Below are 21,748 nucleotides of genomic sequence, written 5' to 3'. Positions count from 1 at the left end.
CACCAGCCGGGGTCGAGCCACAGGTCTCGACCCGTCCTTCGGACCCCCGTAAACGGGGCGAAGGGACCATGTTGCCACCTCTCCGTTCCCCGCACACCTCTCGTAGGGCACGTCCCCTCGCCCCGTTTACGGGGAGAGGGTTAGGGTGAGGGGCAGCCATTCGCGCAAACCGGACAGCCCTGTTGCCGCACTTTGCATAACGTGGATCAATCAGCGCTCATGTCACTGCCCGGCATTCCACCCTGCCAGAATCAGTGGTAACCCTTTCATCCGATATGGTTTCCAAGGTCTTGACGTGTTTCGATTCCCCCTCTTTATCGCGATCACGCTGATCGTCGCCTTTGGCGGCGGGATCATGATTTCGCTTTATGCGCTGGACGCGACACAGGGTTTCGGGGCGATCAAGCTCGGCGCCTGGGAGGCCTTTCCAGCGCTGCAGACGGTCGAGGCCGATCCTTATGCCAAGTCGCACCGGGCACGCGCCGGCAAGCTGCTCTATGGCAGCGCCGAGGGCCTGACGTTTACGGCGAGCGTCGACGACGAGGGCGCGCGGCTGAATGCCGGCTGCCGCTACCGCATCAGCGGGCAGACGCCGCCTGCCCGGCTCTGGACCCTCTTTACCGCCGACAATGGCGGCAATCCGGCGGCGGTGACGACCGGGCATCCCTCAGCGCTGAATTCCTGGACGGTGCTGCGCCAGCAAGATAGCGGCTTCTCGATCGAGATCTCAGCCGTCGCACAGCCGGGCAACTGGCTGGCCTTGCCACAGGCCGGCACCTTCCGGCTGGTGCTGACGCTGTTCGACACCCCGACCGCCGGCAGTTCCGGCGTGATCGACCTCGCCATGCCGAAGCTCACCAAGACCGGATGCGGCAATGCTTAGGATATTCTTCGCGGTCCTGACCGGTCTTTTCGGCGCAGCCCTGCTGCATCTCGTGATCATCCTGTCGCTGCCGCATTTCACCGGCAGGGATGCGGCGACCCGCGTGGAGGCAGAGGGCGACCTCAACAATTTCTACCTGCTCGGCGACCAGTATGACGAAGCCGGCCTTGCCAATGGCGACCCCTTCCTGCGCACCGCCGTCTGCTCCTTCGACGTCGAGGATGCGCCGGTGCATTTCACTGCCAAGGGCAATGTGCCCTTCTGGTCGATCGCGATCTACGACAGCGCCTCCAACGAGGTCTTCAGCATGAACGACAGGACGTCGGTCGGCGGTGCGCTCGATGTGCTGGCCGGCAGTCCGATCCAGCTGACCGACCTGCGCAAAAACCTGCCGCAGGAGCTGCAGCAGGCGATCCTGGTGGAAATGGCACGGCTGGATGGTTATGCCGTGCTGCGGACGCTGGCGCCGCAGGCGAGCTTCGATGAGGCCGCGCGCAACTTCCTGACGGAAGCCGGCTGCGAGCAATTCGCCGCTCGCTGAGGTTGAACAAGCGGTTACTTCTTATTGACGCGCGGCGCGGGCGCCGGACGATGTTTCGGGCTCTCGGCCAACCGCTCGTAGCGGACGCCGGTGAACCAGAGGATCTTGGCTTCGCGGGGCTCTTTGTCCGGGCGACGCGGCGCCCGCGGCCGCCGATCCGCCAATGCAACTACTATTGCCATTCTCGTCTCCATGCACTGCCCGAGACGGATGAACTTGCGATGGATTTCACCCTGCCCGCCAATGTGCGGGCCGGCGCGTCCTGCAGTGCCGGAATGACCGGACCGAGGGCATTCGCGCCTTTCCCACGGCACTTGATTGAAATACCGTGACGCGGAGTTTCAACGATCCAACTACTCAAATCGCGTCGTTCCTATCCGAATTGAGCCACATGACAGTTAACAGTTTACTAATGTTCGGCGGATGCCAAACACAGTTCACTTGACTTCTCCTTTAACGCTCGAAGAGTTGATTTGGTTTCACCGCGCCCGCGCAATGGCCCGGCCTGGCATCGGCGCATAAAATTAGAAACAATTCATATAGTTGACATTGGCGCGGCAATTTCCCTGGCGGGAAAGGGGCGGTGTTGCAAAAATGCGTCATGAAAATATTTAATTGCGAGGCGCTCAGATGCGCGTATGTTCGCCCATATCGATCAGACGTTTCCGGGCACCGATCGATCGGGGATTTTCCACGCTCTTGCCGGAATGCGGAGGGTAAGCGGTGTCTTTGCTGGTGAATTCATCCTTCTCGCCTGACGATCTCGACGTGCTGCGCAGTGCGCTCGATGCCTGGTGCTCGGAACGGCGCATCGACATCAAAAGCGTCGAGGCGCAGTTCGCGGCATCTGCAGCCCTCGACCTTTATCAGGCCGGTTACGACAGCCGCGAAAAGCTGCTGCACGCGCTGCGCGATCATCGGATCGCCTGAACTTTTTCACCATCTCAGCGGCGACGAGCAACCGTCACAGCGCCCCTTCAAATCACGCATTTTTATATTGCCGGCTAACCATGTCGTCACACGCTACGCGTGTATATTTCTGTTGCTTTTTAATAAAATCTTCAGCATGCATTAACCGTACCGGTGTAGGATTTGTTCATAACCGTATGGCCTGACATGCGTTCCGCCAGCGCATATCGGCTCTTGGTCCCCTTATTTTGCGTTTTCGGGGTGTTTTTGTGCGTGACCGGTTTCGAGACCTAGAAGGCCCCTTGGCCGTCAGGAAAAAGGACGTGGTGTTAATGGCGACTGTCAGCAGTTTCGAGAACCTGTCTCATCCGACACGGTCCGAACTGCGCCAATTTGCCGAACTTTTCATGCCGCTGTTCCAGGCCTCCTCCGACGAGGCCAAGCGCCAGGCGGTCGCGGCACTGTCCCAATGCGAAAACATGCCGGCGGCCGTGGCGCTGTTTATCGGCAACCAGCCGATCGAGATCGCGGCCCCTTTTCTTGCCGCCTCAAAGGCAGTCGCCGACGATACGCTGATCACCATCGCGCGCATGCAGGGTGCAGCGCATGTCAAGGCGATCGTCAGCCGCGATTCACTCTCGCCGAAGGTCATTGATGCGCTGGTGGCGCTGCGCCAGAGCCAGCCGCGCTCCGCGGGCGCGTCGGCACCGATCATGGAATCGCCGGCGGTCCCGCTTTCACCAGCGCCTGCCGAAACCAACGAGGCAGATGCGCTGGAGGAACAGCGGGTTGCCAATGAAGAGGCATTGCGCGAGCGCATCCTCGGGCTTGCCGGTCATCTCGGCCGGGCCGACGAGGACCGGCTCGGTCTGCGCACGCTCACAGACATTCAGGAGGCGCTGCTGGTGCGCTTCGCCCGCTCTCGCGAGGCGACGCATTTCGCAACCGCGCTTGCCGATGCGCTTTCCGCCAGCCGCTGGCTTGCCGAGCGCATCATGCTCGATCTTTCCGGCCAGCAGCTCGCCACGACGCTGACCAGCCTCGGCATGGGCTTTCTCGACGCCGTCTTCGTGCTCGAAAAGCTCTATCCGCACCTTGCCGAACAGCAGCACAACGTCACGCGCGGCTGGATGGTGCTCGATGCGCTCGACCCGGAAGAATGCCACGAACGCGTCGAAGCCTGGCGGCGTGCGGATCGCTACACCTATAAGCCGGAAGCGGCCGATACGCCTGCGCCGGCGGCAACGCCCGACTATCGCTTCATCCGCCAGGCGCCGCCGCAGCGCGACATGCGCGTCATGGGGCGGCGGTCTCGCTGAGCTGGAATGACTAACCTCACCGCCTGGTGAGCTGTTCGAAATGGCGAGGAGCTGACGCGCCTGGCCGTCAGCCGCCCTTGGCAAGCGGGATCATGTCCCCCAGTTCCTCCGCCTCCAGCTCGACGATCCAGAGATCGGGGTCGAATTTGCGTTCGCGCTCCAGCATCGCACGCACCGCTTCCGGTTCGCTGCGCGACAGGCGGATCTCGAACAGGCGGTCACCGGCCTGACCCTCGTCGAAGGCGGTCTGCGGCGCCGGCGCATAGAGCGTTTCCAGGCCGCTGCGGAAATGCTGGCGGATGAAGATCGCACCCGCTTCCTCCGCACCCTTCTTCTCGACGGCGGCGAAATCGCCGCTGGCAAAGACGCGGCGCAGGAGGGCTGAAACGAAGATGTCGGCGCGTAATCTCATTGGTGCGGTATAAAGCATGTCGCGCAAAAGTGTGTAGCGGTTTTGCGATAACGGCATGCTGAAAAATAAAGACTTAGAGGGCGAGGAGCGAATCTGAAGGATTGCGATGCGCTAGCCCCGGCCTGTGGGCGGCGGCAATGCGGGGTCAGATTTTGACCCCGGAGTCAGACCTTGATTGCCAGCCGCAATCCGCCCCAATGCCGTCCGCGCACCGTGATCGGAGCGGAGATATCCTTCATCATCACGAAATTGCCACCGCCCATGTCGCGCCTGTAAGTCTGGACGAGGAAAGGCGCGGTGCTGCGGCCGGCGGCAAGACCGACGCGATCGGCAAAGATGCGACGATTGCGGCAATTGGCAGTGTTCCACACGGTGTCGCCAGGCCGCTGGGCTTGCGAGAATTTTCGGTTGTGGGTCGGCAGATAGCCATTCTCGTCGATCGCCGCGCAGAAGGCGATGCGCTCGTCCAGGGCGGTGACGGGTTCCTGGATCGGTGGCAGCAGGCGGTCGGTGAGCTCGGTGAAGGCTGCCATCACCTGTGCCGGATCGGAGCCTGCTATCGGCCGACAGCGTCGGTCGAAGAGAGCATCGAGCCCGATCTGGCCCTCAGCGACGGCGCGTTCGAAGGCGCCGGAAATCTGTCTTGCCACCGATTGCGCTTCCTCGATCCAACGACTGTCGGCGGTCTTGACGCCGGCGCTCGCCGTCAGCTGGATCAGGGTTTCCGAGAGGCCGACGACGCTGTCGACGCGTTTTGCCGCCTGCTGCAGCCTGACATTCGAGCCGACGACCTCGGCCGACATCTCGCCGAGTTTCTCGACGAAGCCGGCGCATTGCTGGTCGACCGCCTCGGTGGTGTTGGCCATGACAGTCGAACTGTCGAGGATGCGGGTGATCACATGTTCCATGCTTTCGAAGGCGCCGCGCATCGCCTCCGACTTGTCACGCACGCCGGCCGCACTGTCGCGCGCATCGCTGCCGACGGCCGACAGCCGGTCGATCTTCACACGCAGTTCGTCCAGCGTCTGCTGGATGGAGCCGGTCGCCTTCGAGGTCTGCAGCGAAAGCGCGCGGACCTCGGCGGCGACGACCGCAAAACCCTTGCCCGCATCGCCGGCGCGCGCCGCTTCGATCGCGGCATTCAGCGCCAGCAGGTTGGTCTGGCGGGCGATGGTGCTGATCTCCTCGGCGATATTGTCGACATCGGCAAGCGACTTGGAGAAGCCGGCGATCTCAGTGCCGATCTCGTTGGAGGACTGGACCATGTGGCCGATCTCGGCGACGGAGCCGGTCAGGCGATCGGCCGATTCCTTCAACATGTGGCGGGCCTCGGCCGCCGTGCGGTCGGTCTCGCGCAGCGACATGGCGACCGAGCGGTTGGTCTCGGCAATCGACAGCGCGGTGCGGGTGACATGATCGAAGGCGGAGGCATGCCGGGCCGACATTCCCGCCATGTCCTGGATGGCGCCGGCGATATCGACGAGATCAATGCCAAGGGTGGAGGCTTCTTCGGCAAGGCGCAGCAAAATGTGGTGCAGCGCCTCGGGGTCTGGGGCCGCCCCCACTTCGACCGCCGGTTCTCCGGCCAGATCGTCTATCGCCTTCAGCGCATGCATGACCGACGCTCCCCCGCCCCAATCAGAAAAGCTTCAGGCAACATGGTTAACAAGTTGCAAACAGCCGCTGCACCTTAGACTTAGGTTGTAGGGAAATCGGACTCCGTGACTGTGGGCCGGCCGTGTGGCGCCCGATCAGCTGGCGATGAAGCCCGTCAGCCGCTCGCTCAGCTGCCAGAGGCGTTCGGCAAATTCCGGATCGGTTGCCCAAGGACGGACACCGAGCATCTCGGTCGAATCGCCGGGGACAGCGGCGGCGATATCGCAGTTCTCGCAGTAGACGCCGCCGAGACCCTCAAGCTTCTCGCTGACGGCGCACCAGACGATGGTCGACGCCCCCTGCTCAATCGTCTTCTTGTTGTTTTCCGGATCGATGACCGGCTTGCCATGCTCGTCGACATAACCGCTCGCCTTGAGGAAGTCGCTCGACTGATGGCGGACCAGATTGGTGGTGACGATACCGCCGGGATGCAGCGAGAAGGCCCTGACACCGTGCTTCGCACCCAAAGCGTCCAATGAGATCGCAAAGAGAGCATTTGCCGTCTTCGACTGGCCGTAGGCGAGATAGGGCGCGTATTCGCGGTTCTCGAAATTCGGATCGTCGAAATCGACGCCGGCGAAGACGTGACCGCGCGAGGAGACGGCGACGACGCGCGCCCCCTCGGCCTTCACCAGCGCCGGCCAGAGGCGGGCAGTGAGCTGGAAATGGCCGAGATGATTGGTGGAGAACTGCGATTCGTAACCGCGGGCGTCACGCGTCAGCGGGTTCGCCATGACGGCAGCATTGTTGATGAGCAGATGCAGGGGCTCGCCGCTGCCGAGGAAGCGGTCGGCGAAGTCGTCGATCGAGCCGGGGTCCATCAGGTCGAGCTTTTCCACCGTAAGGCCGGGAATGCTTTCCACGGCCGCCTTGGCTTTTTCGAGATTGCGGGCGGGAACGACAACCCTGGCGCCGGCGCCGGCGAGCACACGAGCCGTCTCGAGGCCAAGACCGGAATAACCGCCGGTGACGATCGCGACCTTGCCTGAAAGATCGTGCCCGGCAATGACGTCGGCGGCGGTTGATGCCGCACCGAAGGCGGAACCGATGGGAGCTTGTGGGGTGGACATGGCATGCCCTCCGTTGTTGCAAGATGGCCTTATGTACGCTCGGGAAACGGGATTCTGAATGCTTGCAAATCCCGATTTCCTGCTTCATCGTTCAAAAATGATCAGTGACCCGCTCTCCGAAATGCTCAATCTGCTCGATGCGCGCTGCCTTGTGTCGGGCGGGCTGATCGCCGGCGGCGCCTGGGGGCTGCGCTTCCCCCGGCCGAACCGGATCAAGATCAGCGCGGTCGCCAAAGGGCGCTGCTGGCTTTGCCTCGACAATGGCAGCGAACCCATTCTGCTCGAGGCGGGCGACGTTGCGCTTCTGAACGGCCGGCATTCCTTCATCCTGGCGAGCGACCTTGCCGTTGCGCCCGCCGATGCGGTCGGCGCCTTCAAGGAGAAGGTCGACGGCATGGCGCGCCATGGCGTTGGCGAGGATTTCCATTATCTCGGCGGCCACATCGCGCTCGGGCCGCAGGGCATGGAGCTGCTGTCCGACGTGTTGCCGCCGATCATTCAGGTGCGCGCCGCCCTTGCCGAAGCCGGCGTGCTGCGCTGGCTGCTCGACCAGCTGGTGCGGGAGATGGCGGCAAAGCGGCCAGGCGCCCTGCTCGCCTCGACCCAGCTTGCGCAGTTGATGTTCGTGCAGGTGCTGAGGGCGCACATCATGAGCTCGGCGCCAATGACGGTCGGTTGGCTCCGCGCCTTCGGCGACGATCGCATTGCGCCGGCGCTGCGGCTGATGCATGGCGACCCCGGCCGGTCCTGGCAGCTTAGCGAACTGGCAAAGGCGGCCGGCATGTCGCGCACGAGCTTTGCCCTGCGGTTCAAGACCGTGGCGGGGGTGGCGCCGCTCACCTATCTCACCGGCTGGCGCATGCGCCTTGCCGAACGCGAGCTGCGGGAGGGCAGCATGCCGGTTTCGGCGCTGGCGCTTTCGCTCGGCTACACATCCGAAAGCGCCTTCAGCAACGCTTTCAAGCGGATGACGGGTATGGCGCCCAGGCGCTATCGCGTGGCGATGGCCCGCGAGGCCGGGCCGATCGAAGAGGTGGTGGATGTCGAGGGCCAGGCGATGACGACACATTACCGGCTGTTGAAGGCGGCATCCTAGTGGTTAGAGCATTTCCGTTTTGCTCCAAGTCGCGAAAATGCTCTAACATTTTGGTTGCGCAATTCCGGACGCAAAACCGCTGCGCACTTTTGCTGGAATTGCTCTATATCGCGCCGATTTCCTTGAGTTTCTTCAGCACCGCCTGGTTCGGCTCGCCGTCTTCGGGCAGGTTGTAGTGCTTCTGAAAATGGCGGATGGCCGCGCGGGTCTGCTCGCCGGCGACGCCGTCGACGCCGACATTGGCATAGGCCATGTTGGAAAGACCCTTCTGGATCTTCAACACCAGGTCGACATTGGTGATTTGGCTTGATGGAACCTGCTTTGCCGCCGACGGAACCGTTTTGACGGTCTTCTCGGCGCTGCGGATCGCCGCGGCCACCGGGTCTTCCGCCGCCGCCTTCGAGCTCACATCCTCGTGCGGCCTTTCGGCGGGTACGGTCGAGGGGCCGGCAGCATCGGTCTTCAGCGCCACTAGCACCTCCGGTGTCGGATCGCCGGTCTGGGTCATGCCGACGGTTTCCTCGAAGAACAGAATGGCCGCACTGGTGCGGGGGCCGATAATGCCGTCGGGTATGCCGTTATAGAGGCCGCGACGCACCAGCTGCTGCTGGATGTCCATGACGAGCTGGCTCGGCTGCTGGCCGGGTGGGGCAGGCGCCGGTGTCGCGTTGGTGGTGGCGGTATCCTGCGGTCGTTCGATCCGGAAGGTGGTGACGTCACCCTGTTGCTCCTCGGCCGGGCGGCGGGCGCCGATCACGGTCGGAGACTGCGGATCGCGGGTGCGGAAGATCGGATGCGGATGCAGGCCCGGCTGATACCAGAGCGCATTGGCGGCGACGAAGGAGAAGATGACGGCGAAGGTGATCGCGCCGCCGGCGACCGACGGATTGCGGCCGATGACGCCGCCGAGCACCGAGGCGCCCTGCAGGCCGACCCCGCCGAGCACGGATGCGCCCTGCAGGCCGAGCCCGCCGAGGGCGGCAGCGCCTGACATCAGAAGGCCCGGCTGCTGCCGTTTTCCCCTAGGCGATTTTCGCTTGCGCGCGGCCATCGAAACGCCCCTCTTCCAATCCTGCACCACTATTGACCGCGCCCTTCAGCCGCGGCGGAAACTCGACAGTCGCGCCATGACCGGCGTCTTCGGCGTGCTGAGCACCCGAGCCGTCCGTCGCAATCTCGATGGTGATAATCGTGCCTTCGCCCGGCTGGCTGGCGATGGCGAAATACCCGCCATGCAGCGCCACCAGTCCCTTGACCAGGGAGAGACCGAGGCCGGAACCTTCGAAGCGCCGCGTGTAATCGTTCTGGATCTGGACGAAGGGCTGGCCGAGCAATGCCAGCTTGTCGGCCGGGATGCCGATGCCGGTGTCGCTGACCGTCAGCTTGAGGATGCCGTCGCGCGCTGCCGCATCGACCGAGACAACGCCGCCGGCCTCGGTGAACTTTATGGCATTGCCGACGAGATTGATGAGGATCTGCTGGATGGCGCGCTGATCGGCGACGACCTCGCCGAGGCCGCGCTGAATACGGCTGGTCAGCGTGAGGCCCTTGGTCTTGGCTTGCAATGCCAGCATCGACTCGCAGGATTTGACGGAGCTTGATATATCGAAGGCTTCGAGGATCAGCTCGTAGCGGCCGGCTTCGATCTTGCTCATGTCGAGCATGGTGTTGACGACGGACAGCAGATGCGCGCCGGATTCGCGGACCAGGCCGACATATTCGCGCTGACGGTCGTTTTCGAACTTGCCGAAATATTCGCCGATCAGGATATCGGAAAAACCGAGAATGGCGTTCAGCGGCGTGCGCAGCTCATGGCTGACCGCGGCGAGGAAGCGCGACTTGGCGTCGTTTGCGGATTCGGCGTCCGCCGCACGGTTCTGGGCTTCGTCACGCAGCTGCTGCTCGACGGAGACATCGCGCAGCTGGGCAATGATGGCGGCAAGTTCGCCGTCGGCATCGCGCCGGGCCGTCATGTCCATTCTCAGATATGCAAACTGGCGCTGATCGCGCGAGACCGAGGGCCGGTCGAGGCGCAGATCGACGCTCTGAGCATCCTCGCCCCGGCGCAGGCCATCGAGCGCCTGCAGGAAAAGGATGCGGTCGGAGACATGCACCTGCTCGAGGAAGCCCCTGCCCTTGGGATCACGCATCCAGCCGAGGAAGTCGCGCCGGTCGCGACCGCCGATGGTCGCCACACTGCCGTGCGGGTCGAGGAAAAAGACGAGGCCCGGGGTGGCGGCAAGGAAGAAATCCTCGGCCGACTGCGTGGCGATACCGGCTGCCGAGCCCTGACGGGCGAGCGCGATGCTGCCGACGGCGGAAAAAAGAAAGGCGGCGCAGACCATGGCGACACCTGCCGGCAGCGCGACGGCAGGACTGGTGACTGCCGAAAGGCCGATGGGAGCGGCAACGAGAGCGGCCGACGAGAGCAGCACGAGGCGGCGCAGGATCGCGAGCTCGCGTTGGCGCACGGCTTCACCGCCGCCCGTCCGGGAGAGCCAGCTTGTCGCTGCCCGGTCTACGAGGGCCGTCATCCAGCCGCCAATGTTACTCAATACACGCACGCAATACCCGCCCGAAAGGCTGTCGATCGATCCGGACAATAGGCCTTGGCGACTTAAAGAAAGGATAAGGCAAAAGCGCTGTTCACAGCCTGAAACGGCTGAAATTCTCGTTTTGAAGCATCTGGAAGGCTCTTTGCTTTTTGTGGTTAATAGGGGGTAAGCGACGGATTTTCCTCATATTTCAGCATTGCGTTAACTCCTGTGGCAAGGCGAGCCGGCAAAAGTCCTGCAATTGCAAGCAGGTGCTGCCCTGATGCTTAACGGCGATCGCTCGCATTCGACTAAAATGCGGCTCAAATGCCGTTCGCTAAAATTTGAACTAAATTTGCCGCAAATGCGCGTGAGTTTCGAAAAGCGGCATTCGCAACTTGGCGGTAGGGTGAAAACACACCGGACAACCGGCCTGATTCGGCAACAAGAACCGGACGGGGAAACAGGATGGGCGACGACAATGTGGTTTCTGATCAAAGGATCCTTCTGGTTTGGCCTTGTGCTCGTGCTTCTTTCCGTCTTCAGCACGGAGAGTTCCGACAAGTTGGCCAGCGGCCCGCAATTGCAGCTTTCCGACGCGTTCACGGCGGCAAGCGGCGCCTACGACTATTTGACCGGCATGTGCTCGGAGAAGCCCGAAGTCTGCGCCAAGGGTACCGAGACCCTCACCGCACTCGGCTACCGGGCCCGTGAAGGCGCCCGCGTTGCCTATGAACTTCTCGACAGCCAGTTCAAGGATGAGACGCCGGCAACCGCAAAGCTTGCCGACCCGCAGGTGCCAGTGGCGCTCAACATGCCTTCCCTCACCACGCCTGCCATCCAGGAAAAGGTGCGCGAGGCCAAGGCAGCGCTCAACCAGCCGATGCCTTACCGTCCGCCGGTCGAAGATGACGCCTCCTCTGAGACGGTGGTGACCGGCGCTATTCCGCTGCCGACGCCGAAGCCGGCGACCTGACCCTCAACCAGCTTGCATCGGTGGTCCGCATGACGCGGAGATGCCCCATGCCTGACGTGCCTGCCCTGTTTAATTCAGCATGTTGCTGCGCCGTGAGGATGCCCATCCCTCACGGCGTTTCTTTTTAACGGTTCAAATCTGCCGGTCTTTCACCTATATGCACTCTTAGAGCATTTCCTGACGCATTCCGGACGCAAGACCGCTGCGCACTTTTGCTGGAACTGCTTTAATAGTGAAAGGCTTCTCCATGGCATCCCTCGACCAGATCATCGACGACTTCGCTTTCCTGGACGATTGGGAAGATCGCTACCGCTATGTCATCGAACTCGGCAAGGCGCTGCCTGATTTGGCCGAGGAGAAGCGCACCTCGGAGAACAAGGTGATGGGTTGCGCCAGCCAGGTCTGGCTGGTGACTCATACGGCAGGCGATCCCGACAATCCGGTCATGAGCTTCGAGGGTGATTCCGACGCCCATATCGTGCGCGGCCTCGTCGCCATCGTGCTTGCCACCTATTCCGGCAAGACGGCATCGGAGATCGCCGGGCTCGATGCCTTCGAGATATTCTCGAAGATCGGCCTGGTGGAGAACCTGTCATCGCAGCGTTCGAACGGATTGCGCTCGATGGTGAACAGGATCCGCGAAGAGGCAAGAGTCCGCGCTGCGGCTTGACCGCGATCGTGGCTGGCCGGCTTTCAGAGCCATAAGGCGAGCAAGCGGGTCAGTGCCGGCTCTGCAATCGAGTATATTAACACTTGCTCATAGTATAGGAATACATTCAAAGCCTGTCGGCAAAGCATAAGACGGGATCTCTTGCGCAGTCGTGGCGTCCGGCCGAATCAGACGCAACGCTTCAAATACCGGAAAATGTATTTCTTCCCCTTGCGAAGGCACAAAAAAGCCGGGCACAAGACCCGGCTTTTTGTCGTTGATGCTTTCGAAAAAGCTCAGCCGCGGCCGCGCTTGCGGCGCTGCCCGAGGCCCATTTCCTTTGCCAGGCGCGAACGCGCTTCGGCATAAGCGGGCGCTACCATCGGGTAATCGGTCGGCAGGTCCCACTTCTCGCGGTATTCTTCCGGCGAGAGGCTGTGATGCGTCATCAGGTGACGCTTGAGGGACTTGAAATTGCCGCCGCATTCCAAACACGTGATCTGCTCGTCCTGTACGGACTTGCGGACAGAAACTGCAGGCTTCTGCTTTTCGACGATCGCCGCAGCAGGCTGCGGTACGGACGTGTTGCTCAGTGCCGAATGCACGTCGGAAATCAGATTGGCCAGGTCGCTGACCGGTACAACATGGTTGCTGACATAAGCTGCGACGATGTCGGCTGTCAGTTCCACAAGCAGCTCCGGCGCACTGCCGGTCGCTATATCCGTCATATTCTTTCTCCTGTTAGCATGCTCAAACGGTCTTTGACTGACACGCCAAAGACCCGCCTCGTAGAAGCGAACAGCAAAAGCACAGGAAGCGACCTTCTGTTTCGAAAAACGCGAAATCCACCCCTAGATTCCGAAGAGCCTGACCTGTTCTTATACTGCCTGACTGGAAACCACTACGTCATGCTCCAGGCGATGGCCCCAGTTTAGACATTAAAAATCAAAACTGAGGGACTTGGAAGCAGTACGATTGCAATTCACAATCAGAACTCTACTTGCATTTTCAAATACCATCGTTTGGTCGAAAGGCCAATTATTATTTGTCGTTTTTCTTGAGAAAAAATGACAGATGAAGAATTGAGGGGCTCTTCGGCAAGCTTTACTCACAGCTTCCTGTGCATAAGTTTTGCATAAATCTGGTAAAGTCGCCGAACAGCATAGCCTCAACGATCCCTGATATCGTCACGGACCGAGAGTGCACCGAGATCATATCCCGAACGATGGGCAACTCTGGCAAGCAGATGGGCCGCCACCGGTGCCGTCAGCAGGAAGAAGACGAAACCGGCAATGGCGCGGGCGAGAATCGCCGGGTCCTGCGAATAAAGGCCGGCGGCAAGGAGCAACAGGCCGGAGCCGACAGTCCCCGCCTTCGAGGCCGAATGCATGCGCGTATAGAGATCAGGCAGCCGGACCAGGCCGATCGCTGCCGCAAGCGTAAAGAGCGAACCAACGATCAAAAGCAAGGCGGTGACGGCAGCCACGATATAATCGATCATCGCTTCTTCCCCCCTGCCCGGCGTTTTTGCGTGTTGCCATTTGCCGCAGATGCGGACGGCTTCGATTTGATATTGCCGCGCGACAGCACGAATCGGGCGAAGGCGACGGTCGCCAGGAAACCGACGAGGCCGAGCGAGATGGCAATATCGATATAGAGCGAAAATCCGGTCTTGACCGCAATGACGGCGATGAAACCGATGGCGATGCCGGTCAGCATGTCGAGGGCGAGGATCCGGTCCGGCAGTGTCGGGCCGGCAACGACGCGCCAGACGGTGAGGATCAGCGCCAGGCCGAGGATGACGAGTGCGGCCGAGGATGCGGCTGCGACGATGGCGGCAGGTGTGATCACCGGAAGGCCTCCATGATCTTGCGTTCGAAACCGTTGGCGATATCACGCCTGGTCGCCTCCGGATCGGAACAATCGAGCGCGTGCACATAGAGCGTGCGGCGATCTGTGGAGACGTCGACCGAAAGCGTGCCTGGAGTCAGCGTGATGAGGTTTGCCAGCAAAGTGATCTCGAAATCGCTCGTCACCGTCAAAGGGTAGGCGAAGATGCCGGGTTTCAGCTTCATATCGGGCGAGAGCACGGTGACCGTGACCTTCCAGGCCGACAGCGACAACTCCTTGAGGAACAGAGCGGCGAGCGAGAATACCGGGAGGACGCGGGGGATGCGTCCCTTGCCGCCGAAGGATTCGCGGATGATGACCAGCGCCAGGGCCCCGAGCAGGACGCCGAGGACGAGATTGTGCAGCGAGGCGCTGCCGGTAACAGTGACCCAGGCAGTAGCAAGCAGCAGGTTGAAGAGGAAGAAGATCACGGCGCACGCCCTTCCGGGAAGACCGAATGAAGATAGGCGTGGGGATCGGCCAAGCCGGCGGCGGCCGATTGCGACAGCGCCAGCAACTGTTCCGGCAAGATGCCGAAGCCGATGACCAGCGCGGTCAGCGCGGCGAGCGGCAGGCCCGTGCGCCACCTCGGTCCGGACGGCGTCAGTGCTATCGCCGCCGGGCGCCAATAGGCGAGCAGAAAGAGACGACCGAAGGCGATCGTCGTCAGAAAACCGCCGACGAGGATCGAGGCCGCCAGCCACCAGGCGCCGAGATCGAGCGAGGCCTTGACGAGAATGACCTTCGGCCAGAAGCCGGAAAAGGGCGGCAGGCCACAGGCGGCCAGGAAGAGCACGAGGGAGAGTGCGGTGAAACCGCCGCTTTGCCGGTAGAGCCCGCCGAGGGCCGACAGCGAAAAGCCGCCGCCGCGCCGGGCGATCTCGCCGGCGGCAAGATAAAGTGCGGTCATCAGCACCATCGAATGGAGCGCATAGAAGACAGCGCCGCTGATGCCGCCAAGGCCGCCGAGGGCGACGCCGGCCAGCATGTTTCCGATGCCCGATATGACGACATAGCCGAACAGCCTGCGGATATCGTTTTCGGCAAGCGCGCCGAGAGCGCCGACGACAATGGTCGCGGCGGCGGCGAGCGCGATCACCGGGCTCAATTCCTGGCGCTCCACCGGCAACAGCATGACCATCACCCGGATCAGCGCGTAGATGCCGACCTTGGTGAGCAGGCCGGCAAACAGTGCGGAGACCACGATACGCGGCGTATGATAGGCGGCGGGCAGCCAGAAATTGACCGGGAAGGCCGCCGCCTTCATGCCAAAGGCGAGCAGGAAGAGGCTTGCCAGCGTCATCAGCGGCGCCGTGCCGCGCAAATCACCAGCTTTTGCAGCGATATCGGCCATGTTGAGGGTGCCGAAGGCGGCATAGAGAATGCCGACGCCGACCAGGAACAGGGTCGTGGCGATCAGATTGAGCACCGCATATTTCAGCGCGCCGTCGATTTGCTCACGTTCGGAACCAAGGATGATCAGCCCGAAGGAGGAGATCAGCAGCACCTCGAACCAGACATAGAGATTGAAGATATCGCCGGTGAGAAAGGCGCCGGTGACGCCGGCCATCAGCAGCATCAGCAGCGGGAAGAAACCATATCGCCGGCCGCTTTCGCCGATATCGGCCAGCGCATAGATGCCGCCGGCGAGTGCGGCAAGGGCCGCGGTAAAAGCCATCAGCGCACCGAAGAGATCGACAGTGAAGGCGATGCCGAAGGGCGGCAGCCAGCGGCCCATGACCATGGTCAGCGGCCCGTCGGCCGCGACCTTGGCGAGCAGCGCCGCATCGATCAGCGCCAGCGCCGCAAGACCAGGGATGGCAAGCCAGGCCTGCAGGCGGGGATAGGCGCGCAGCATCAGCAGGACGGCGCCGAGCGTGATGCAATGGGCGACCGGCAGGATGGCAAGCCAGTGACCGATCGGCACTGGGGCGGTGATCAGGGCAGCGGAGAGATCGACGGTGGAGGTGGCGGCAGCCATCAGATGGCGCCTCCGCTATCGCACGAGAGGGTTTGCCGTGTAGTGAGCATCCGCACCAACATCCTCAATACCCCAATGGCGGCAGCGGCCGGTCGTCGGGCTCGGCGGCGCGCATGTCGCTGGTGTTGTCGGTGCCGAGGTCCTGATAGGCGCGGTAGGTCAGCACCAGCAGGAAGGCAAGGAAGGAAAAGGAGATGACGATCGCCGTCAGGATGAGGGCCTGCGGCAGCGGGTTGGCCGTGCCTGCGGGCAAGCTGTCGAGACCCGCCGGGATGATCGGCGGCACCTCGCGCGTCAGCCGGCCACCGGTAAAGAGCAGCAGGTTGACGGCGTTGCCGAGGATGGCGATGCCGAGCATGATGCGGATCGAGAATTTCGACAGCATCAGATAGATGGCGGCGGCGAAGAACAGACCGACGAGGATCGCCAGAAGCGGCTCCATCATTCCACCTCCTTTTCTTCCAATGCCAATGCGATCGACGTGATGGCGCCGAGCACGACAAGATAGACGCCGATATCGAAGAGCATGACGCTCGACAGCGGCACCTCGGCGCCGAAAAGCGTCGGATAGATCCACAGGCCGGTCATAAAGGGAACGGCAAACAGGATGGAGAGAAGACCGGCTGCGGTGGACAGGAACAGGCCGAAGCCGGCGATCGACAGCGGATGGAAAAACAGCGCCCGGCGAACGGCGCCGACGCCGCGGGCAATGCCGTAGATCGCCAGTCCCGAGGCAGCGATCAGCCCGCCGATGAAGCCGCCGCCCGGCTCGTTATGGCCGCGCAGCAGCACGAAGACGGAAAACAGCAGCATCAGTGCGGTGAGGAACGGGGCGACGGTGCGGAAGATGAGGGTGTTCACGCGATCAGCCCTCCGTCGCGGGATCATTGGCGGCAAGCTTGCGCTCGCTGCCGGCGCGAATGCGGATAAGCGCCAGGATGGCAAGGCCGGTGACCGCAACGACCGCGATTTCGCCGAGCGTGTCGGTGCCGCGGAAATCGACGATGATGACGTTGACGACATTGGCGCCATGGGCGATCGATTTGGAATAGGCGTTGAAGAATTCCGTCAGCGCATCGTTGAACGGCGCCTGCGTCGCCCGCATCAGCAGAAGCGTGAAACCGAGGCCGCAGGCAAGCGCCAGCGCGCCGTCGAAGAGCTTGCGGCCGAGCGGCCGCCGATCGGCGGGAGAAAGACGAAGCCTGGTCATGACCAGGGCAAGGATCACCACCGAAAGAGTTTCGACCATGAACTGGGTGAAGGACAGATCCGGCGCGCCGAACAGCAGGAAGATGATGGCGACGGCGAAACCCTGGATGCCGAGCGAGACGATCGCCGTCAGCCGGTCGCGGGCAACGAGCACGGCTGCAAGGCCGACGGCGGCGATCAGGAAGACCGCCCATTCATAGAGCCTGACATCGGCCGGCCAGGCCGGCAGACGCGGCAGTTCGCCATAGACGACAAGCGGAATGATGAGGATAGCGGCGACGCAGAGGAAGGTGCAGGTGACATAGATCTCCAGCCGCCCCGGCTGGAGCACACGCATGACGCGGCCGGAAAAGCGGACAAGGCCCGATAGTGCAACATCAAAGCCATGGTCCGGCCCAGGTCCGGCCGCGCGCAGGAAAACGGCCATCAGGAAACGGGCGCGCGCGAGCTGCCCGTAGACGCCGATGCCGAGCAGCACGGTCAGGGCGGAAAGCGCCAAGGGCAGGCCGATATGCGGCGTCAGCGAAATGTCGATTTCGACGGGTGTCTGGCGGATGGCGGAGGCGATCGGCGAGGACAGGACGGTATGGGTGAAGGTCGAAAAGATCGCCGCGAGCAGGCCGAGGACGGCGAGAACGGCCGGGCCGAGCCAAAGCAGGACGGGCGCTTCGTGCGGCGGTTTCGGCGTCTCCACCGGTTGGCCGAGGAAGGGTTTCAGCGCCACGGCGAAGGCGACGGCAAACATCAGCGCATTGCCGAAGACGGTTATGGCGGTAAAGGTGAGCGCGCGGATATCGCCGCCGACAAGTGCCATATAAATCTCCTCCTTGGCGAGGAAACCGAAGAAGGGCGGCAGGCCGGCCATCGAGAAGGCCGCCGCAAGGGCAATCATCCAGGTGAGCGGCATCGCCCGCATCAGGCCGCTGAGCCTGGTGATATCGCGCGTGCCGGTCTCGTGATCGATGATGCCGGCGACCATGAAGAGCGCGCCCTTGAAGAGGGAATGCGCCACCAGATAGAGCGCCGCCGCCTCCACCGCATGGTCCGAGCCGAAGCCGATCAGCATGACGAGCAGGCCGAGCGAGGAGACGGTGGTATAGGCGAGCTTGAGCTTCAGGTCGGTCTGGCGGATGGCGAGCGCGGTGCCGACGACCAGCGTCAGCCCGCCGAAGAAGGGCAGAAGGATTTCCCAGGCAGGGGTTGCCCCCATGACGGGATTGAGCCGCATCAGCAGATAGACGCCTGCCTTCACCATGGTGGCCGAATGCAGATAGGCGGAAACCGGCGTCGGCGCCTCCATGGCGTTCGGCAGCCAGAAATGAAAGGGAAACTGCGCCGATTTGGTGAAGGCACCGCCCAAGACCAGGATGAGGGCAGCGAGATAGAGCGGGCTTTCGCGCACGATATCGCCCGCTCCCATGAGCCGCGACATCTCAGTGACGCCCGAGATGTTCCAGAGCAGCAGCAGGCCGGCCAACAGGCAGAGCCCTCCCCCGCCGGTCACAACAAGCGCCTGCAGGGCGGCGCGGCGAGCCGCCTCACGCTCGTGGTCGAAGCCGATCAGCAGGAAGGACGTGATCGACGTCAATTCCCAGAAGACGAAGAGCATCAGGAAACTGTCGGAAACGACGACGCCGAGCATCGCGCCCATGAAGAGGAAGATGAAGGAGAAGAAGCGGCCCTGATCCTTGTGTCCTTTGAGGTAGCCGCCGGCATAAAGCACGATCAGGGTGCCGATGCCGGTGATCAGCAGCGCGAAAGTCAGCGACAGGCCATCGAGAAACCAGGAAAAAGAGAGATGAAAGCTCGGCACCCAGGAATAACCGCCGGCGACGACCTCGCCGCGCGCGATCTTGGGAATGAAACGCAGGAAATGCAGGAAGGCGAGCAAGGGAGCGACCGCCAGGAGCCAGGCACCGTTTGCGCCGAAGATGCGGATGACGAAGGGGGCGGCAAGAGCGCCGACGAGCGGCAGACACAGGGCCAGAAATGTCAGAGCCGTGACATCGGCCATGTCCCCTCCTCTACTGCATAATTCAAAATGTTACAGTCCTTTGCACGTCCGACAAGGCGCGCGGCGCTGTAAAGGCAAAAGTCTGTTGCAAGAGCAACAGACGGAAAAACCGGAGAAAACCAGCCTGTCCTCTGGCTTAGGCGAAACGGGGGAGCGTCTCAAGTGATTTCGGCCGCGAGCCGCACTGCATGGTGATGTTCAAAGCCGATCAGGCCGTCGATCTGGAAAGACGCGTCAGCAGCCGGGCGATGCAACCGTGGAGGATGAAGACCACAAGCGTCAGCGGCCAGAGCAGGCAGGCGAAGAGCCCGGCGAGACGATGAAGCGTCACGCCGTCATGGTTGGCCCAGCCTTCCAACAGTGTGACCGCCATGGCTGCCACGGCCACGAGGCCGTAGAGCAGGACGATTGCTGTTTCAAACACCAGTGATTCTCCAATGCACGCAACATTAACCCTAACAGAAAACCCCTAACGGATGTAAAAGCAAGCCTCTTCCCCCAATTGGGTATGCGGCCAATCTCATGGCGCGCCGGCGGGAGACTTGATGAACTGAACGCGGCGCACCACATTTCTCGCGAAACGGAACCCGCCCCTCGGCGAAAGGAGCACCTCATGTCCGAAACTGCGACCACCGCCAAGATCCACAAGACCGACGCCGACTGGAAAGAGCAGCTCACTCCCGAGCAGTACCGCATCACGCGCCAGCACGGCACCGAACGCGCCTTCACCGGCCCTTATTGGGATTCGTTCGAGACGGGGCTTTACCGCTGCGTCGGCTGCAACGCGCCGCTTTTCCGCTCCGACACGAAATTCGATGCCGGCTGCGGCTGGCCGAGCTATTTCGAAGCGGTGTCACCCGAAGCGGTAATCGAGCATCGCGACACGACCCACGGCATGGTGCGCACAGAGATCCGCTGCGGCAGCTGCGAGGCCCATCTCGGCCACGTCTTTCCCGACGGCCCGCCGCCGACAGGCCTGCGCTACTGCATCAACGGCCACTCCATGGTGTTCGAGCCCGGGAAGTAAGCGACCGGCCCCGTAGTCGGCAAGCGGTTCATTCGGATGACAAGCCGAGACAGACGCTTGCGCAGCTCGACCATACGGCCGGCGAGCCCGCCTGATCACTCGTGATCGGCGGGACAGGGCCAGGTTGTCGGTGCGGAGAGGCCGGCCGGGAGCTTGGTCGAGGTATCGCCGCAGGCAAGGTCGATCTGGGCCTGTTCGAGCCCGGTTGCGGCCGAGAGGTCAAGGCCTTCGATGCGGGTCAGGAACATGAAGGCACGATCGAACATCGGCGTGGTTTCGAAGGTGGCGCCGGAGAGATCGGCACGGGAGAGATTGGCGAACGAGAATTTCGCCCCCGTCAGCACCGCCTTGTCGAAATCGGCGCGGCCGAGCTCGGCCTTTTCGAAGCTGGCGCCGGCGAGCCGGGCGCCGGCGAAATTGGCGCGCTGCAGCTCGGCGCCGGCAAAGGAAGCGCCATCGGCCGCGATATTGGCGAAGCTGGAGCGATAGGCCTCGATCTTGGCGAAGTTGGCGCCTTCGGCGTGGGCGCCCTCGAGTGAGGCACGCACCAGCGTCGCCTTCTCCAGATTGGCGGATTTGAAGTTGGCGCCGGCGAGATCGGTCAGCGAGAAATCGGTGCCGACGAGGTTGGCGCCTTCGAGATCACTGCCCTGCAACATCAGGTTCTTCTTGGTGCATTCCTGCCAGTCGAGCTTCGGCGAGGCCAGGCTGCCGCAATCGGCGGCCCGTGCGGCAACCGGCGCAAATGCCAGAAGGACGAGGGCAAGGAGACCCAGCGACGATCTTTGCATTGCCATTGAACTATTCACCCCCATGACGCTTACAATATGCTTTCAGGCCGCCTTCCGCGAAGCAGACTGCTTCCACATTCTTACACAGCTCAGACTACAATAAAAAGATGGCGCGCGCCGTTCACAATGGCTTTGCCTGATGAGTTTGGGGCTTTGCCTGATGAGTTTGGCGCTTTGCCTGATCAATCTGGGGCTTTGCCGGGCAGGCAGGTCAATCCGCCTTGCCGGGCAGGCAGGTCAATCCACCTTGCCGGGCAGGCGAAGTTCCATGCAGGTGAGATCCAGCCAGCGGCCGAATTTGGTGCCGACCTCGGAAAATCTGCCGGCGATGCGGAAGTCGAGCTTTTCGTGCAGCCTGATCGAGGCGGTGTTCTCCGCCTCGATGCCGGCAATCATCACATGGATATTGCCGGCCGCAGCACGCGCGATCAGTTCTCGCATCAGCCGCTCGCCGATCCCCGCACCGCGGCAATCCTTGTCGACATAGACGGAATGCTCGACCGTGTGGCGGTAGCCGTCAAAGGCGCGCCAATCACCATAGGAGGCGTAACCCGCAACCTTGCCCGACATTTCGGCGACGATGACCGGAAAGCCGCGCGCCTTGCGCGCCCTGAACCATTCCAGCCGATTTTCGAGATCGACCAGTGTGTCGTTCCAGATCGCCGTCGTGTGTTCGACGGCGTGATTGTAGATATCGCGGATGGCGGAGAGATCGGCTTCGGTGGCGTCGCGGAGGAGGACAGCGTCTGTCATGATGCTCGGGTTCATATTGTTTGCGAAGGCGGGCATAC

At 62.4% G+C, this 21,748-nt stretch carries 25 protein-coding genes; 8 read left to right on the top strand and 17 right to left on the bottom strand.

The genetic code is table 11. The features are described 5' to 3' along the window. Positions 1–295 precede the first annotated feature (295 nt). Both AC245Y_RS05200 and AC245Y_RS05195 read left to right on the top strand, forming a co-directional pair. A complete protein-coding gene (locus AC245Y_RS05200) occupies positions 296–883 on the top strand; it encodes a DUF1214 domain-containing protein (protein WP_012756668.1) in 588 nt (195 codons plus the stop codon). After that, positions 876–1,424, top strand: a complete 549-nt coding sequence (locus tag AC245Y_RS05195; RefSeq protein WP_017993422.1) for a DUF1254 domain-containing protein — start codon at positions 876–878, stop codon at positions 1,422–1,424. The genes AC245Y_RS05200 and AC245Y_RS05195 overlap by 8 nt, the downstream gene beginning before the upstream one ends. Before the next feature lie 14 nt (positions 1,425–1,438). On the opposite strand, the gene AC245Y_RS05190 is transcribed toward AC245Y_RS05195, so the two are convergent. Further along, positions 1,439–1,606, bottom strand: coding sequence for a hypothetical protein (locus AC245Y_RS05190; RefSeq protein ID WP_003546657.1), 168 nt, complete (start codon positions 1,604–1,606; stop codon positions 1,439–1,441). Between the two features lie 541 nt (positions 1,607–2,147). Here AC245Y_RS05190 and AC245Y_RS05185 point away from each other — a divergent pair. Both AC245Y_RS05185 and AC245Y_RS05180 read left to right on the top strand, forming a co-directional pair. Then, positions 2,148–2,354: a hypothetical protein gene (locus AC245Y_RS05185; RefSeq protein ID WP_017963548.1), complete on the top strand. Its 207-nt coding sequence runs from the start codon at positions 2,148–2,150 to the stop codon at positions 2,352–2,354. A 248-nt stretch (positions 2,355–2,602) separates the two neighbouring features. Next, positions 2,603–3,652, top strand: coding sequence for a DUF2336 domain-containing protein (locus AC245Y_RS05180; protein WP_017993421.1), 1,050 nt, complete (start codon positions 2,603–2,605; stop codon positions 3,650–3,652). Positions 3,653–3,719: 67 nt separating this feature from the next. On the opposite strand, the gene AC245Y_RS05175 is transcribed toward AC245Y_RS05180, so the two are convergent. The 3 genes from AC245Y_RS05175 to AC245Y_RS05165 all read right to left on the bottom strand — a co-directional run bounded on the left by AC245Y_RS05175 (position 3,720) and on the right by AC245Y_RS05165 (position 6,790). Continuing rightward, positions 3,720–4,064: a DUF1491 family protein gene (locus AC245Y_RS05175; protein ID WP_026157293.1), complete on the bottom strand. Its 345-nt coding sequence runs from the start codon at positions 4,062–4,064 to the stop codon at positions 3,720–3,722. A 164-nt stretch (positions 4,065–4,228) separates the two neighbouring features. After that, positions 4,229–5,680: a methyl-accepting chemotaxis protein gene (locus AC245Y_RS05170; RefSeq protein WP_017993419.1), complete on the bottom strand. Its 1,452-nt coding sequence runs from the start codon at positions 5,678–5,680 to the stop codon at positions 4,229–4,231. Positions 5,681–5,815: 135 nt separating this feature from the next. After that, entirely contained in the window at positions 5,816–6,790 is a 975-nt protein-coding gene (locus tag AC245Y_RS05165) for an oxidoreductase (RefSeq protein WP_017993418.1), read from the bottom strand. Positions 6,791–6,848: 58 nt separating this feature from the next. Between AC245Y_RS05165 and AC245Y_RS05160 the strand changes: the two genes are divergently transcribed. Continuing rightward, positions 6,849–7,886, top strand: coding sequence for an AraC family transcriptional regulator (locus tag AC245Y_RS05160; protein WP_017993417.1), 1,038 nt, complete (start codon positions 6,849–6,851; stop codon positions 7,884–7,886). Positions 7,887–7,989: 103 nt separating this feature from the next. Here the strand turns inward: AC245Y_RS05160 and AC245Y_RS05155 are convergent, their stop codons facing one another. Both AC245Y_RS05155 and AC245Y_RS05150 read right to left on the bottom strand, forming a co-directional pair. Further along, positions 7,990–8,937 carry a peptidoglycan-binding domain-containing protein gene (locus AC245Y_RS05155; RefSeq protein WP_017993416.1) on the bottom strand — a complete coding sequence of 316 codons (948 nt, stop codon included), beginning with the start codon at positions 8,935–8,937 and terminating at the stop codon, positions 7,990–7,992. Then, positions 8,909–10,489, bottom strand: coding sequence for a sensor histidine kinase (locus AC245Y_RS05150; RefSeq protein WP_017993415.1), 1,581 nt, complete (start codon positions 10,487–10,489; stop codon positions 8,909–8,911). The genes AC245Y_RS05155 and AC245Y_RS05150 overlap by 29 nt, the downstream gene beginning before the upstream one ends. Positions 10,490–10,901: 412 nt before the next feature. On the opposite strand from AC245Y_RS05150, the gene AC245Y_RS05145 reads away from it, so the two are divergent. Both AC245Y_RS05145 and AC245Y_RS05140 read left to right on the top strand, forming a co-directional pair. Further along, positions 10,902–11,396, top strand: a complete 495-nt coding sequence (locus AC245Y_RS05145; protein WP_012756656.1) for a DUF5330 domain-containing protein — start codon at positions 10,902–10,904, stop codon at positions 11,394–11,396. A 247-nt stretch (positions 11,397–11,643) separates the two neighbouring features. After that, positions 11,644–12,066, top strand: coding sequence for a SufE family protein (locus tag AC245Y_RS05140; RefSeq protein ID WP_003557812.1), 423 nt, complete (start codon positions 11,644–11,646; stop codon positions 12,064–12,066). 275 nt (positions 12,067–12,341) lie between these two features. Here the strand turns inward: AC245Y_RS05140 and AC245Y_RS05135 are convergent, their stop codons facing one another. The 9 genes from AC245Y_RS05135 to AC245Y_RS05095 form a co-directional block, all read right to left on the bottom strand. After that, positions 12,342–12,773: a Ros/MucR family transcriptional regulator gene (locus AC245Y_RS05135; protein WP_003546634.1), complete on the bottom strand. Its 432-nt coding sequence runs from the start codon at positions 12,771–12,773 to the stop codon at positions 12,342–12,344. A gap of 440 nt (positions 12,774–13,213) precedes the next feature. Beyond that, entirely contained in the window at positions 13,214–13,546 is a 333-nt protein-coding gene (gene mnhG, locus AC245Y_RS05130) for a monovalent cation/H(+) antiporter subunit G (protein WP_012756654.1), read from the bottom strand. Further along, entirely contained in the window at positions 13,543–13,896 is a 354-nt protein-coding gene (locus tag AC245Y_RS05125; RefSeq protein ID WP_017993413.1) for a cation:proton antiporter, read from the bottom strand. Before AC245Y_RS05125 ends, mnhG begins: the two co-directional genes overlap by 4 nt. Next, complete coding sequence (locus AC245Y_RS05120) at positions 13,893–14,366, bottom strand: Na+/H+ antiporter subunit E (protein ID WP_012756652.1); 474 nt, start codon at positions 14,364–14,366, stop codon at positions 13,893–13,895. The genes AC245Y_RS05125 and AC245Y_RS05120 overlap by 4 nt, the downstream gene beginning before the upstream one ends. Then, entirely contained in the window at positions 14,363–15,916 is a 1,554-nt protein-coding gene (locus AC245Y_RS05115) for a Na+/H+ antiporter subunit D (protein ID WP_012756651.1), read from the bottom strand. Before AC245Y_RS05115 ends, AC245Y_RS05120 begins: the two co-directional genes overlap by 4 nt. A 64-nt stretch (positions 15,917–15,980) precedes the next feature. Then, positions 15,981–16,358 (bottom strand): Na+/H+ antiporter subunit C, encoded by a 378-nt coding sequence (locus tag AC245Y_RS05110; RefSeq protein ID WP_032994420.1) that lies wholly within the window; start codon positions 16,356–16,358, stop codon positions 15,981–15,983. Further along, positions 16,358–16,777 carry a Na(+)/H(+) antiporter subunit B gene (locus AC245Y_RS05105; protein ID WP_012756649.1) on the bottom strand — a complete coding sequence of 140 codons (420 nt, stop codon included), beginning with the start codon at positions 16,775–16,777 and terminating at the stop codon, positions 16,358–16,360. The genes AC245Y_RS05110 and AC245Y_RS05105 overlap by 1 nt, the downstream gene beginning before the upstream one ends. Before the next feature lie 4 nt (positions 16,778–16,781). Beyond that, positions 16,782–19,139: a putative monovalent cation/H+ antiporter subunit A gene (locus tag AC245Y_RS05100; RefSeq protein ID WP_017993412.1), complete on the bottom strand. Its 2,358-nt coding sequence runs from the start codon at positions 19,137–19,139 to the stop codon at positions 16,782–16,784. Positions 19,140–19,347: 208 nt separating this feature from the next. After that, on the bottom strand, positions 19,348–19,563 hold the full coding sequence (locus AC245Y_RS05095) for a hypothetical protein (protein WP_012756647.1): 216 nt from the start codon (positions 19,561–19,563) through the stop codon (positions 19,348–19,350). A 189-nt stretch (positions 19,564–19,752) separates the two neighbouring features. On the opposite strand from AC245Y_RS05095, the gene msrB reads away from it, so the two are divergent. Continuing rightward, on the top strand, positions 19,753–20,166 hold the full coding sequence (gene msrB, locus AC245Y_RS05090) for a peptide-methionine (R)-S-oxide reductase MsrB (RefSeq protein ID WP_017993411.1): 414 nt from the start codon (positions 19,753–19,755) through the stop codon (positions 20,164–20,166). Between the two features lie 95 nt (positions 20,167–20,261). Here msrB and AC245Y_RS05085 read toward each other — a convergent pair whose 3' ends face one another. Together AC245Y_RS05085 and AC245Y_RS05080 are read right to left on the bottom strand one after the other, a co-directional pair. After that, on the bottom strand, positions 20,262–20,963 hold the full coding sequence (locus tag AC245Y_RS05085; RefSeq protein ID WP_017993410.1) for a pentapeptide repeat-containing protein: 702 nt from the start codon (positions 20,961–20,963) through the stop codon (positions 20,262–20,264). A 231-nt stretch (positions 20,964–21,194) separates the two neighbouring features. Beyond that, on the bottom strand, positions 21,195–21,746 hold the full coding sequence (locus AC245Y_RS05080; protein ID WP_017993409.1) for a GNAT family N-acetyltransferase: 552 nt from the start codon (positions 21,744–21,746) through the stop codon (positions 21,195–21,197). Between the last annotated feature and the right edge of the window lie 2 nt (positions 21,747–21,748).

The organism is Rhizobium sp. SRDI943 (genome assembly GCF_057653695.1).
This window is presented reverse-complemented; position numbering and strand designations above follow the sequence as displayed.